9 protein-coding genes and 1 pseudogene are annotated in these 13,360 nt (G+C 68.9%); 7 read left to right on the top strand and 3 right to left on the bottom strand.

Annotated features, from left to right (window positions below; translation table 11 throughout):
- Positions 1–929 precede the first annotated feature (929 nt).
- Positions 930–1,152 (bottom strand): annotated as a pseudogene (locus HCC78_RS33840) (IS110 family transposase); the annotation flags it as partial.
- Positions 1,153–1,755: 603 nt separating this feature from the next.
- Between HCC78_RS33840 and HCC78_RS19650 the strand changes: the two are divergent.
- Complete coding sequence (locus tag HCC78_RS19650; RefSeq protein WP_172330488.1) at positions 1,756–2,082, top strand: SMR family transporter; 327 nt, start codon at positions 1,756–1,758, stop codon at positions 2,080–2,082.
- A gap of 4 nt (positions 2,083–2,086) precedes the next feature.
- Here HCC78_RS19650 and HCC78_RS19645 read toward each other — a convergent pair whose 3' ends face one another.
- Positions 2,087–2,638, bottom strand: a complete 552-nt coding sequence (locus tag HCC78_RS19645; protein WP_253949264.1) for a hemerythrin domain-containing protein — start codon at positions 2,636–2,638, stop codon at positions 2,087–2,089.
- A gap of 84 nt (positions 2,639–2,722) precedes the next feature.
- Complete coding sequence (locus HCC78_RS19640) at positions 2,723–3,910, bottom strand: amino acid aminotransferase (protein WP_172330487.1); 1,188 nt, start codon at positions 3,908–3,910, stop codon at positions 2,723–2,725.
- A 1,736-nt stretch (positions 3,911–5,646) separates the two neighbouring features.
- On the opposite strand from HCC78_RS19640, the gene HCC78_RS19635 reads away from it, so the two are divergent.
- The 6 genes from HCC78_RS19635 to HCC78_RS19610 all read left to right on the top strand — a co-directional run bounded on the left by HCC78_RS19635 (position 5,647) and on the right by HCC78_RS19610 (position 13,294).
- Entirely contained in the window at positions 5,647–6,657 is a 1,011-nt protein-coding gene (locus HCC78_RS19635) for a glycine betaine ABC transporter substrate-binding protein (protein WP_172330486.1), read from the top strand.
- A gap of 64 nt (positions 6,658–6,721) precedes the next feature.
- Positions 6,722–7,612 (top strand): proline/glycine betaine ABC transporter permease, encoded by an 891-nt coding sequence (locus HCC78_RS19630; RefSeq protein WP_172330485.1) that lies wholly within the window; start codon positions 6,722–6,724, stop codon positions 7,610–7,612.
- Positions 7,613–7,619: 7 nt separating this feature from the next.
- Complete coding sequence (locus tag HCC78_RS19625) at positions 7,620–8,660, top strand: glycine betaine/L-proline ABC transporter ATP-binding protein (protein ID WP_172330494.1); 1,041 nt, start codon at positions 7,620–7,622, stop codon at positions 8,658–8,660.
- A gap of 222 nt (positions 8,661–8,882) precedes the next feature.
- Positions 8,883–9,227 carry a hypothetical protein gene (locus tag HCC78_RS19620; protein WP_172330484.1) on the top strand — a complete coding sequence of 115 codons (345 nt, stop codon included), beginning with the start codon at positions 8,883–8,885 and terminating at the stop codon, positions 9,225–9,227.
- On the top strand, positions 9,224–10,435 hold the full coding sequence (locus tag HCC78_RS19615) for a biotin/lipoyl-binding protein (protein WP_172330483.1): 1,212 nt from the start codon (positions 9,224–9,226) through the stop codon (positions 10,433–10,435). Before HCC78_RS19620 ends, HCC78_RS19615 begins: the two co-directional genes overlap by 4 nt.
- A gap of 375 nt (positions 10,436–10,810) precedes the next feature.
- Positions 10,811–13,294 carry a mechanosensitive ion channel domain-containing protein gene (locus HCC78_RS19610; protein WP_172330482.1) on the top strand — a complete coding sequence of 828 codons (2,484 nt, stop codon included), beginning with the start codon at positions 10,811–10,813 and terminating at the stop codon, positions 13,292–13,294.
- Positions 13,295–13,360 lie beyond the last annotated feature (66 nt).

Here is a 13,360-nt window from a genome sequence, read left to right as displayed (position 1 = left end):
GATCCGCCCGGACCGCTCCTTGCCGCCAGGCGGGTGCGCCCGCGGCGCCGGCCCGGGCCGGGCGGACCGGAAGACAGCCACGCCGGGCGCGGCTGCCGCAGAGGCCGAGGCGGGGGATCGTGGCGGGCCGCCGGGCGGGCGGGCCGGTCTTCCGCGCCGCCACGATGCCGGTCCTCCCCTCCGGACCGCGCAGCCGGCCGGCGGGCAGGCCGCGTGCCGGGCCCGCCGCGCGCGGCTCCGAGCTGCCGGTCCAAGCCGCGAATGCCCTCCGCGGCCGCGATCCCGAACTCCGGCAGATGCGCGCGGATCGCGTTCGCCGTCCGTGTCCGCTGGCGAACCGGGACATCCCGCGCCGCATGATCCGGGCCCGCCGCCTGTCGGCCTGCCGGCTTCGCCGGCACGAAGCGCATGGCGGGCCGGGCAGCGGCCCCGCGGACCGCTTCCGCGCCGGCCGCGTCCGCCTTCCCCCGCCTTGCATGCGGCTGCACATGGGCCGGCGGCATCATCGAATGCCGCGGGCCCGCATGGTGTTCGCGGAGTAAGGCATCGAACGGTTGCCCATCCTGGCGCCATTGGTTCGAGCCCGATGGGCGACGGTCCGAGAGAGATGCCGCGTGCCCGAAGGCACATTGTTGCACTCTGGTTCTGCCGATCCCGTCTCACGGCCGTTGCGCCAAACTTCTCCTTGCCCTCCTCCGCTCCGGCGTCTCGCGGCCGCTGGCCGGCCTTGCGCCGCCGCGGCCGGAGCCCGGCAGGTCTCTCCGCTCTTCGTCAACGCCCGGAGTGGGCCCGCGAGCGCCATGGTTCGCGTGAGCGGGCGAACGCGCGCCGCTCGCGATGCGCTCGGACCGGTGGCGCGTCACCGCTCGCTGTTCGCAAGGGCCACGCGGACCGGCATCGGCGGCTTGCGCTCCGGCATCCGCGCGGGCCAGGTGCCCGGGCGCGCCGAGCCTGACCTCATGGCCCAGCTTCGCAAGCTCGCGGCCCCGGAAATGCGCGCCGCCGCATGCTTCCATCGCCACCAGGCAGGGCGGCAGCCTGGCGAAGAACTCCGGCACCTCGGCTCTCCGGAGCTTCCTGCGCAGAACCGCAGCGCCCCCTGGCGCCAGCGCCGCGGACCTGGACCACATTCTCCGCCAGCCTCCCGGAGATTGCCGCGCATTCGCCTGCCGGTCGGCGGATCGAGCCCGGCCGCGGCAATCTCCGGCATGGCCGCCTGCCAAACTGGATTGCCGCGATCCCACCTTGGCACCTCGATGCCGTCGGGGGGCGGTTGCAGCATCAACGCCATCGGGAAGCCATCCGGCGGAGTTCGGTCCGGTCCGCGGAAGCGGCAAATCCTCCAGGGGAGGATTTGAGGGCCGGACGGGTGGAGCCCTGGACGGCGAAGAGCACGGATCAGCCAAGCCTGGACCGTTCCAGCAGGCTCGCCACAAAGCCGTCCGCCTGCGGCCTCGAACCAGACGGTCGGCAACCCGCACTGCCTCAGCGCCTGATCGCAGCTTTTCCAGTTGGCCCTCGTGCACCTCGTCTTCGGAGGTCTGCTCATGCCTACCGGCTAGCATGCTGGAGTCACAAGATGAATCCCCCTGAATCTGCGCAGCAACGCCCCAAGGCTCCACCAAATCCCGCATGCATCGCAGGACATGTCCGGGTCAGGATCCCCTGCCTAGCGCAGCCGCCGCCCCCGCGCCGTGGTCGGACCATTGCGGGAAAAGGGATGGATTTGGGGGATTTGCGATGCAGAGCGCTTTGATGGGACTGGGGTTTTCGCTGGCAACCGCACTGGTGGTGATCCTCGGCGACTATGTCATCAAGCTTGCTGCCGACCATGGCGGAACCGCCCGCAGCAGCGCCTATCTCAGCTGGGGCTGCCTGCTGTATGTCGTCTCCGCGCTGATGTGGTTCCTCGCCATGCGGCACATCCCGCTGGGCGCCGGGGCCGTCGCCTATTCCGGCTTCACCCTTGCAGGCGCCTGCGCCATCGGGGTCGTCGTCTTCGGCGAGCCCTTCTCTCTGCGCGAGGCCGCCGGGCTGGCCTGCGCGCTGGCCGCCGTGCTGCTGATGCTGCCCGACGGCTGAGCCCCTACCCCATGCCGTGGCGCAGGATCACCGGCACGATAAGGTCCTCCTCGTCCTCCAGGTGCCGTTCGAGAAAGGGCGCGAACCCCTCCAGAGAGGCAAGCAGCCTCGCCGCCTCCTCCCGGTCGGAAGACGCGCCGATCAGCGAATTCGCCTCCGCCGCCAGCCGCTCCAGCCAGGGATCGAGCGCATGGTGGTCGGCATCGAGCAGCGCGAAGCCGCGGTCCATGCGCGGCTCCAGCCGCAGCATCGCGGGGAAGTAGTGATGGTCCTCAACCCCGTGATGGTCATGCAGCCCGCCGACCAGCATGCCGCCATGGTGCCAGACCCGGTTCGACAGGATCTCGGGCGCGAGATTGCCGTCGAGCGCCAGCCGGAGGTCGCGCAGCAGCAGGTCCGACAGGCGGCGGAAGCTCAGGTGCTTCTCCAGCCAGAATTCGGCGAGGCCGCGGAAGCTGGGATGCGCGCTCCAGGCGGAACGCGGCAGGTCCTCGACCAGCGCGCGCAGGGCGTCCGGCAGGCAGGGGCGGACAGAGAGGGAGTCGTCATCGGCCAAGGCGGCACCTCCTGCGCACAGTGAGACGAAAAAGGCGCGGGCTGTCCACCCGCGCCTTGCATTGCCGTGCCGTCCGGCAGCGGATCAGCCGCCGACGACCTCGGCCACGGCCTTGGCAAGCAGCGGCACCGTCTCGCTGTTCAGCCCGGCGATGTTGATCCGGCTGTCGGAGACACCGTAGATCCCGTGGGTCTCGCGCAGCACGTCCATTTCCTCCGCCGTCAGGCCCAGCATCGAGAACATGCCGCGGTGGCGCGCGATGAAATCGAAGCGGTCCGAGTTGGTCAGCCGCTTCAGCTCGCCCGCCAGCTGCTCGCGCAGCGCCAGCATGCCGGTGCGGACCTCTTCCAGCTCGGCCATCCACTCGGCCTTCAGCGCCTCGTCGGTCAGGATCATCGAGACCAGGCGCGCGCCGTGATCCGGCGGGAAGGAGTAGTTCTGGCGGTTGAGATAGGCCAGCGTCTTCTGCGCCCGGCCGGTTTCCGCGCCGCCGCGGGACACCGCCATCAGCGCGCCGGTGCGTTCGCGGTAGACGCCGAAATTCTTCGAGCAGCTTGCCGCGATGATCGTCTCGGGGCAGTTCTCCGCCACCAGGCGCACGCCGAAGGCATCCTCTTCCAGCCCGTCGCCGAAGCCCTGGTAGGCAATGTCGATCATCGGGACCAGGCCGCGCTCGTTCAGCAGGTCGACGACCTGGCGCCATTGCGGCTGGGTCAGGTTCGCACCGGTCGGATTGTGGCAGCAGCCGTGCAGCAGGATCACGTCGCCCGGAAGCGCGGTGTCGAGATCGGCGATCATTCCGGCGAAATCGACCTCGCCCGACTCGGCGTCGAAATAGCGGTAGGGCTTGTGGGCCACGCCCATGTGCTTGAGGATCGAGATGTGGTTGCCCCAGGTCGGGGTCGAATACCACACGGTGGCCGAGGCATTGCCCAGCTTGACCAGGTCGAAGCCCTGGCGCACCGCCCCGGTGCCGCCCGGGGTCGCGACGCAGGCGACATCGCCGCGCGGAACCGCGCTGCCGAGCACGAGGCCGACCATGGCGTCGTTGAATTCCGGCGCGCCGGCCAGGGCCACGTAGGTCTTGGTGGTCTCGGTTTCCCAAAGCGTCTTCTCGGCGGACTTCACCGCGCGCATGATGGGCGTATGGCCGCTGGCGTCCTTGTAGACGCCGACGCCCAGATCGATCTTCTGCTCCCGCGGATCTTCGCGGTACATCTGCATGAGCTTCAGGATCTTGTCTTCGGGCTGGTCCGGCAGAGCGCTGAACATGGGAACCTCGCTGTCAGGTGTGATGCGCGCGGCTTAGGCGAAACGGCCGCGGAGGGCAATGACTGCCTCCGCAGCGGCGTGCAGGAATGCCGCGATCTGCGCCCGATGCCACCGGAGCGTTTTCTGGTGACAGCCAAGCCGCGCGCGGCCATGGACAGACCGGCCAGAGGGAAGACGGCCCCCGCCGCCTTTGCCGGCAGCGTCCGCGGGATGCGCCGGTCTGCACGCAGCTGCGGAACGCCCGGCGCATCCGATGGGCGCACGGCCGCCGCATCGCAGCGGGGGAGATGCAGAGCACGGCCGGTGACGCGCAGGCCACGCGCGGCACCACCCCCCGTTCCTGCCCCATTTCGGCCCGGCGCCCCAGCGTGCCGGGCGCGGCGAAGCCCGCCCCGCCGGGCACCTCGCGCGCATGCGGGTCGAAATGGTTCGCCTGCCTGCACGGATATCGCCGGGATGGACCGGAACGATTGCCCGCGCCTCGACCCGGATCACCACCTTGTCAAGCTCCGCCGTCCCCCGCCGCGGAAATCCGGAGAGCGGCACCGGCGGCCTCCCCACTATCCGTCGCGCGCGGTTAGGCACTTCGGCCGCCGGACCGGCCAAGAGCGGTTTGCCCGGCCCATCAGCCATCTGACATGCCGAGCCCCGGCGCATGGGAAGGCCCATGGAATTTGCTCCCCCTGGATCGAGGACCAAAGCCGGTCGTCCATTGCCGGGAAGACAGCGAAAGCGCCCGTGCAGATCCCGGTCATCGCATGCAGGTCGCGCCACAAAGGACGGCCGCCGGACGCCTTGACGGCGAAAGTGCCCAGCGACCGCTCGCGGCGGGCCGGATGCTGCTGCCCGCAGCGATCATCGCGTTGCCGGGGCCGCCCGCATATTCCGGCGCAGGCAGCTTGCGGACCAAGTGCTGGCCGGGCTGCCGAACGCGCCAACGTCCCGGAGGCTGCACGGCACGGCACCTTCCGCCCGCAAGGGCAGAGAATGTGCGCTCCGGGGCTCTGGTCTAGAGGCGGTGAATGGACCTTCATCTCGCAGGACTGCGCCGCGGGTGAGCCCACGGATCAGGACGAAGAGCAGGACCGGAAGTCCCGCGATGGAATGCCCGAAGCGAACGGGAGCCATGTGCTGAGGGTCCGCCCGGCAACGTGTCCGGTTTCCGGACGCGCAGCGCCGCCGGGCCGTTTCCGGAGGCGTCCAGGGGAAATGGCCGGAGGTGCAGGCCTGCGCCGCGCGCCAGAAATTCCATCGCCTGCCATCATTCGGTACCGGCAGCGGTTCCATCCCGGCATGTCCGGTCTGCGGCGGCCCGGGCAGGCCCCGGCCTTGTGCTCGCGGAGATCGCCGCCATGCAGGCCCGGCGCATGCGCCGTGAAGCCGGGCACACGCCCTTCCGGGTCCGGCACCAACCTCCGTGCGACGTCGCGCCGGCCGCAGAAAGCGGCGCGGCGAGGAAAAGGCCGGGGACGGAAGGGGGAAGGCGGCGCGGCATGGACCGCCTCGTGCCATGCCCTTCTGGGCCGCGGAGCCGGGCGCGGCACGCGGATTTCCGCCGGACAGGATGCCTGCTTGCACGAAGGGGTTGATTATGCTTCCCTTTGACGACGCTCCGCCGATCGCGCCCGGCGCCAAGCCGGTCCGCGCGGAGAAATCGCCCATTCGGGGTGGTGACCGCAGGCCGGATTGCAAGGCTCCGCCGCGGCAGACACACGAAGAGAGAGCGGGAGTTTCCCATGAAATTTACCAGACTGAGCGCGGCAACCCTCCTCGGGCTTGCCGCCGGCGCGGGCGCGGCCATGGCGCAGGAGCAATGCGGCGACGTCTCGATCGCCGAGATGAACTGGGCCTCGGCCGAGCTGATGGCCAATGTCGACGCCATCATCCTGGAAGAGGGCTATGACTGCGACGTGGAGCTGATCCCCGGCGCCACCAACACCACCTTCGCCTCGATGAACGAGAAGGCCCAGCCGGACGTCGCGCCGGAACTGTGGATCAACGCGGTGCGCGATCCGCTGTCGGCCGCAAAGGAAGAGGGCCGCCTCCAGGCGCTGAACGACGGCCCGATCACCGGGCTGGGCGAAGGCTGGTGGGTGACGTCCGAATTCCACGAGGCGCATCCCGAGATCGACACCGTAGAGAAGATGCTGGCGCATCCCGACCTGGTCCCGGATGTCGAGGACCCCGACAAGGGCGCGTTCATGGGCTGCCCGGCCGGCTGGGGCTGCCAGCTGGTCAACGCCAACCTGTTCCGCGCCTTCGACATGGAGGAAAAAGGCTGGAAGCTGGTCGATCCGGGCTCGGCGGCAGGTCTCGACGGCTCGATTGCCAAGGCGGTGAACCGCTCGCAGCCCTGGTTCGGCTACTACTGGTCGCCGACAGCGGTGATCGGGAAATACGGCCTCGTCATGCTTCCCTTCGAAACCGAATGGGCCGGCAGGGAGAACTGGGACGGCTGCATCGCGAAGTCCGAGCAGGAGTGCCTCGATCCCAAGCCGACGAGCTGGACCAAGTCCGAGGTCGAGACCGTGGTGACCAAGGGCTTCCTCGATGAAGGCGGCGTCGCCCAGAACTACTTCAAGGCCCGCGTCTTCCCCGGCGACGTGATGAACGCGATGCTCGTCTACATGACGGAGAACCAGGCCAACGGCGAGGATGCCGCCTACGAGTTCCTGATCTCGCACGAGGACGTCTGGACCCAGTGGGTGTCCGAGGATGTCGCCGAGAAGGTCAAGGACGCGCTCTGAGCGCGGCCCGGGCCCCTGCCCGCCCGCGGCTCCGGCCGCGGGCTTTCCCATCGAAAGGAGTCCCATGCTCGACTTCCTGACCGAATTCCCCTCTCTGGGCCGCCGCGACCTCTCGGCGCTCCGCCAGGGGATCGACGAAAGCTTCCGCACCTTCTCGCGCGCCTATGGCGAGCAGCTCGAAGCCTTCTTCAACCCCCTGCTGAAATTCCTCGTCTGGTTCCAGGACCTGCTGACCGACGCGCCCTGGCCGCTGGTGATCCTGGTGATCGCCGCGCTGACCTGGTTCGGCGCGCGCAGCTGGAAGATCACCGGCGGCACCGTCATCGCCTTCCTGCTGATCGGCATCTTCGACATGTGGGAAGACACGATGGCGACGCTCGCCATGATCTCTGTGGCGACGGTCCTGTGCATCGCGATCGGCATTCCGCTGGGCATCCTGATGGCGCGCTGGGACCGGGCGCAATCGGTGATCACGCCGATCCTCGACGTGATGCAGACCATCCCCAGCTTCGTCTACCTGATCCCGGTGGTGATGCTGCTGGGCATCGGCAAGGTGCCCGGGCTTCTGGCCGTGTGCATCTACGCCATCCCGCCGATCGTGCGCCTGACGAACCTGGGCATCCGGCTGGTCGACCGCGAGGTGATGGAGGCGGCCGAGGCCTTCGGCGCCTCCTACCGGCAGAAGCTTTTCGGCGTGCAGATCCCGCTGGCGCTGCCGAACATCTTCGCGGGCGTCAACCAGACCATCATGATGGCGCTCTCCATGGTCGTCATCGCCTCGATGATCGGGGTGCAGGGACTGGGCGTGCCGGTGCTGCGCGCGATTTCCAACCAGTACCTGGCGCTCGGCCTGATGAACGGCCTCGCCATCGTCGCCCTCGCCATCATCTTCGACCGCGTCAGCCAGACCTACGGCAAGCGCCTGCAAGCCTACCGGGAGACCGGCCGTGAGTGATCCCTCGATGACCGAAGAACCGAAAGTCCGCATCAAGGAGCTCTACAAGATCTTCGGCGATGTCCCGCAGGAGGCGCTCGGCCATGTCCGCCAGGGCATGACCAAGTCCGAGCTGCTGGAGCGGCACGGCCACGTGCTGGGCCTGCGCGACATCAATCTCGACATCCCGGGCCGCAAAATCCAGGTGATCATGGGCCTGTCGGGCTCGGGCAAGTCGACGCTGATCCGCCATCTCAACCGGCTGATCGAGCCCACTTCGGGCGAGATCTGGGTCGACGGCGAGGACGTGCTGGCGATGGGCGACAAGGCGCTGCGCCACCTGCGGCGCTTCAAGATGTCGATGGTGTTCCAGAAATTCGGCCTGCTGCCGCACCGCACCGTGCAGGAGAATGTCGAATACGGGCTCGACATCCAGGGCGTCGACGGCACCGAAGCGGCCGAACGGGCGGCGAAATGGATCGCGCGCGTCGGGCTCGCCGGGTTCGAGGGCCACTATCCCGGGCAGCTCTCTGGCGGCATGCAGCAGCGCGTCGGCCTGGCGCGGGCGCTGGCGACCGATGCCGAGATCCTGCTGATGGACGAGGCGTTCTCGGCGCTCGACCCGCTGATCCGCACCGACATGCAGACGATCCTGCTGGAGCTGCAGGAGGAGCTGCACAAGACCATCATCTTCATCACCCACGATCTCGACGAGGCGCTGCGGATCGGCGACCGCATCGCCATCCTGCGCGACGGCGAGATCATCCAGGCCTCCGACCCGCAGGAGATCCTGATGAATCCGGCCGATGGCTACATCACCGATTTCATCAAGGACGTGAACCGGGCCAAGGTGGTGCGGATGCGCTCGATCATGGGGCCGCCCGCACCGGCGCAGGGCGCGCCGGTCGCGCCCGGAGACACGATCGAGGAAGCCCTGCAGAAGCTCCATGCCGCGCCCGACGGCTGCTGCCCGGTCATGGCCGGCGGCGATCTGCGCGGCACGGTCGGCATCGACTCGGCCATCCAGGCGCTGAAGGCCCCCGCCGCGGCCAGCGCCCATTACAGCTGAGCCCCGCGGGGAGGGCACGCCCCTCCCCGTCCCGCGCAGGCGCGAAAGGCCGGATTGCCCGTTCCGTCTCCGCTGTTTGCCGCGGCCCGCGCAAATTGTTGCTCCGTTGCCGTTATGGAAACGAAAATACCGTGCCGCGACGGTTAATCCCTTCTCCGCGCGCCACGGTTTGCTAGCGTGCCAGCAAGCAATTTCTAGGCATTCGTAGCGATTGGAGCCTGCATGAGCACGACCGAAGCGCAAGCCGCCGCGCTGGATCCGGCACCGAATTCATGGGTCGACCCCGGAACGACCGACATTTTCGCCATATACGGGCTGGTCACGCTGCTCCTCGTCGGCTTCCTGGTCATCTACCTCTATGCCGTCTTCGACCGCTATGCCGGGCGCAAGGGCGAGGAAACCCTGCTGCGCACCACCATCCCCACCATGCTGACGGTCGGGCTGGCCTATGACATCCTGCCGCCGCTGGCCGGGGTGAACATCCTCCTGCCGCTGTCGCTGATCCTCGCCGCCGCCGCGCGCGACGTCGTGCTCTGGACCACCGAAACCCGGGGGCGCAAAGAGTGATCGAACTTCTCCTCACCAGCTTCCCGTTCCTGATCCGGGTGCTCTACCTGCGGCTGCGGCACCGGGAGATCTCGCTCTACAGCGTGCACCGGTCGCTCTATGTCTGGTTCCTGCTGTTTCTCGCGCTGATCTTCACGATCGAGTACTACCACCCGGAATCCGAGACCGGCATCGTGCCGTTCCGCGTGGTCCCGGTGGTCTCCGAACAGGGCGGCACCGTCACCGCCATCCATGTCGTTGCCGGGCAGCGCGTCGCGCCGGGCGACCTGCTCTTCACGGTCGATGATTCCCGCCAGGCCGCTGCGGTGGCCGTCGCCCGGAGCGAGGTCGAGGCCGCCCGCGAGGAAGTCGCGGTGGCGGTCTCGCAGATGAAGGACGCCCAGACCGCAGTGGACACCGCCCAGGCGCGGCTGGACGAGGCGAACGTGCAGCTGTCGAACCAGGAGAAATTCCGCGACGAGAAATCGCCGGCCTTCGCCCAGGACCGCCTGCTGCGCGCGCAGAACGACGAGAAGGAGCGCGCCGCCGAGCTGGCCGGCGCGCAGGCCGAGCTGGCGACGGCCACGCTGCAGGCGCAGAACCTGGCACCGGCCCAGCTGGCCACCGCGCAGGCCCAGCTGCAGCAGGCGCAGGTCGCGCTCGACGAAACCACGGTCACCGCCGAGGTGCCGGGCCGCATCGAGCAGCTGACGCTGAGCGTCGGCGACCGCGCCGCCCAGGTTGCGCTCAACCCGGCGATGGTGATCGTGCCCGATCCGACGGATGCCTGGTCCGCCGAGGTCGTGGCAGGATTCACCCAGGTGAACCTCTCGGTGCTGCATGTCGGCATGCCCGCCGAGATCGCCTGTGCCAGCAACGTCAACAACGGGATGCAGAATTCGGTGCTGCCCGCGCGGATCGTGCGGATCCAGGACTCCATCGCCCCGGGACAGGTCGGCCCCACCGGCAAGCTGATCCAGCCGATGGAGCTGGCGCGGCGCGGCGAGATCGTCGCCTATCTCAAGCTCGAGCATCCCGAGCAGCGCGCGCTGCTGGTCAATGGCAGCCATTGCCTGGTGCAGGCCTATACCACGCGCATTTCCGGCCGCCTGGCCGGGACCGCGCTGGGAGAGCTCATCCAGGCCTGGGCGATCGAAAAGGCGGTGGTCATGCGGATGAAGGTCTGGGTCATGCTCGCCACCGGGGCCGGTCTGGGCGGCAGCGCGTAGGGCAGCCCCCTCTCCCCGGCCCTCTCCCCGGCGGGGAGAGGGAGGGCGCGCCGCTCCGGCACGCGGGACGTCCGGGCCTGCCGCTGCCTGCAGGGAGCGAGCATCGGCAGGAGCCTGCCGTTTTTCCGGCCGGCGGTTGACTTGTCGGCGCGTCATTCCGAGAAGGGGACCGTGCACGCTGCGGTGCGGAACCAATCCGCGTGCCCGGCGTTCTCCGGCGGGGCCGTCGTGCAGACGGTCCGCCAGACCAGAACCAGAGCCTGACGCGAGAGAAGACCTGAAGATGAATCCATTGTTCGGCATGTTCCGCCGGGAAGCCCGCGCGGCAGCCGTCCCCCACGCCCCGCATGTCCGCCGCATGCCCGGAGCCGCCGCATGAAGAAGATGCTGTTCCGGTTGCTTCCGATCCTCCTGATCGCCTTCCACGTCACCCAGGCTCCGGCCCAGTCGCTGCTGCCCTCGCTCCAGCAGGGCTCGGCGCAGCAGGAAAGCGCGCAGGACCAGTCCGCCGGCAGCTCCGGCGGAGATGCCGCCGCTGCCGGCGGAACCGCCCAGGGCGGCGATCTCGGCGTGCTGCTCGACGTGCTGCAGGACGACGCCGCCCGGCAGAAGCTGATCGAGGCGCTGTCCCAGGCCGCCCCCGCCGCGGCCGGGCAGGACGGCGCCGGGCAGCAGGATGCCACCGCGCAGGACGGCAACGCCGCCTCCGCGGACGCCGCCGCATCCGGCACCGAAGCGGCCGCATCCGCCGACGGGACCGACGAAGGCGATGCCGGCGACACCTTCGCCGCGCCGGACATCCACGGCTTCGCCCAGCAGGCCGCCGAGATCATGACCGATTTCGCCAACGACCTGCAGAACCGGAGCCTGGCGCTGCTTGCCGACGTGAAGCGTCTGACCGAGCTGCCCGCCGTGCTGTCGGACTCGCGCCGCGCGCGGATCATGGAAGAGGCCCCGCGGCTCCTCGCGACGATCGTCGCCACGGTCGCGATCTACCGCGTGCTGCGCATCCTCGCCCGCGCGGTGGTGCGCCCGCCGGAAACCCGCACCATCCGCCGCGTGGCCAAGGCCGTCGCGATCCAGTCGGTGCTGCGCCTGGTCGGACTGCTCCTGGCCTGGGTCGCGGGCTATGCGCTGGCCTCCGCCTTCGGCGGCGGCTCGGTCGCGGTGGTGCAGGCCTATTACCTCAACGCCTTCCTGGTGGTCGGCGCCATCACCCTGGTGCTGAGCCTCTTCGTGTCCTACAGCCCCCGCGACGTCACGTTCTCGCGCCTGCCGCAGCATATCGACACCACGATCTTCCGAAGCGTGAAGCGCGTGTCGGGCCTGCTGGTCTACACGCTTGTCGCGGTCGTGCCGATCGCCCGGGTCTGGTCGAACTTCACCATCGCCTCCTCGCTGCGCTCGGTGCTGCTGACGGTCACGATGATCTTCGCCCTGTTCGCCATCCGGCGGCTGCACCGCAGCCTGCAGGACTGGCTGGAGGAGAAGAAGGCCGAGGAGGAGCGCCAGAGGAGCCAGAGCAGCGACGAGGACGAATTCGCCAACCTCGTCTCCGACACGACCCAGACGATCTGGAACAAGGCCTGGCCGCCCCTGGCCACGCTCTACGTGCTGACCTGCTACTGGATCGCCATCACCCGGCCCTACGGCATGCTCGACGTGCTGGGCAAGGCGACGCTCTGGAGCGTCGGCGCACTGGCGCTGTTCCTCGTCTGCCTGCGCATCCTCTCCAAGGCGGGCGACGCGGCCTTCCCGGTGCCCAAGGGCAAGGGCCGGCTTCTGCAGCTCTTCATCGAGCGGGTGAACGGCTTCCTGCCGACCCTGTCGGTGCTGGCCGGGCTCGCGGGCGTGATCGTCGCCATCGTCTGGGAACTGGCGGCCTGGGATCTCGCGCATTTCGAGAACATCCTGCAGGCCGAGCGGATCTGGGGCCTCGGCACGGCTCTTCTGATCGTGCTGATCGCGCTGGCGATCTGGGCGTCGATCAGCGCCTGGATCGACGACCGGCTGACCACGACCTCGCCCTTCCGCACCGTCTCGGCGCGGCAGCGCACGCTGCTGAGCCTGGCGCGCAACGCCATCACCATCGCGGTGATCGTCTTCGCGGGGATGATGGCGCTCAGCGAGCTCGGCATCAACATCGCGCCGCTGATTGCCGGTGCCGGGGTCATCGGCCTGGCCATCGGTTTCGGCGCGCAGAAGCTGGTGCAGGACATCATCACCGGCGTGTTTATCCAGCTCGAGAACGCGATCAACGAGGGCGACGTGGTCACCGTGGCGGGCATCTCCGGCGCGGTGGAGAGCCTGACGATCCGCTCGGTCGGCATCCGCGACCTGTCGGGGACCTACCATCTGGTGCCGTTCTCCGCGGTGGATACCGTGTCGAACTTCATGCGCCGCTTCTCCTACCATGTGGAGGTCGCGGGCATCAGCTACGGATCGGACATCGACCTGGCGCGCGACGCCATGTTCGAGGCCTTCGAGAATGTCCGCAAGGGCCAGTTCGGCGCCTTCATCCTGGGCGACCTGGAAATGCACGGCGTCGTCGGGCTGGGCGACAGCGCGGTCAATATCCGCGCCCGGATCAAGACCCTGCCGGGCAAGCAGTGGGATGTCGGCCGGGCCTATACCGAGCAGGTCAAGAAGGTCTTCGACAAGCACGGCATCGAGATCCCCTTCCCGCACCGCGAGCTGAAGATGCCGAACGAGCTGTTCGAGCGGCTGCACGAGATGGCGCAGCAGCGCGGGACGGTCATTTCCTCTTCCGCGACGCCGGTGCACGATCCGTCCCACGATCCCAAGCCGCTCGGGCCGACCGCCGGCCCGGCCCGCGACGACGGTCCCGACGCGGACTGAGGGGCTTTGCCGGGGCGGCCGCCGCGCCGCCCCGGACCCGCGGAAACTCGCTAAAATTCAGTGGCC

This window comes from Mangrovicoccus sp. HB161399 (genome assembly GCF_013184745.1).
Classification (GTDB): domain Bacteria; phylum Pseudomonadota; class Alphaproteobacteria; order Rhodobacterales; family Rhodobacteraceae; genus Mangrovicoccus.
Note: the sequence above shows the minus strand (reverse complement) of the source record. Positions and strands in the feature narration are given on the sequence as shown.

Bases quoted from the DNA above. Each gene is read 5' to 3' on its own strand.
- HCC78_RS19650 (WP_172330488.1), top strand. From the start codon at position 1,756: ATGGGACTGGGGTTTTCGCTGGCAACCGCACTGGTGGTGATCCTCGGC.
- HCC78_RS19640 (WP_172330487.1), bottom strand. From the start codon at position 3,910: ATGTTCAGCGCTCTGCCGGACCAGCCCGAAGACAAGATCCTGAAGCTC.
- HCC78_RS19635 (WP_172330486.1), top strand. From the start codon at position 5,647: ATGAAATTTACCAGACTGAGCGCGGCAACCCTCCTCGGGCTTGCCGCC.
- HCC78_RS19630 (WP_172330485.1), top strand. From the start codon at position 6,722: ATGCTCGACTTCCTGACCGAATTCCCCTCTCTGGGCCGCCGCGACCTC.
- HCC78_RS19625 (WP_172330494.1), top strand. From the start codon at position 7,620: ATGACCGAAGAACCGAAAGTCCGCATCAAGGAGCTCTACAAGATCTTC.
- HCC78_RS19620 (WP_172330484.1), top strand. From the start codon at position 8,883: ATGAGCACGACCGAAGCGCAAGCCGCCGCGCTGGATCCGGCACCGAAT.
- HCC78_RS19610 (WP_172330482.1), top strand. From the start codon at position 10,811: ATGAAGAAGATGCTGTTCCGGTTGCTTCCGATCCTCCTGATCGCCTTC.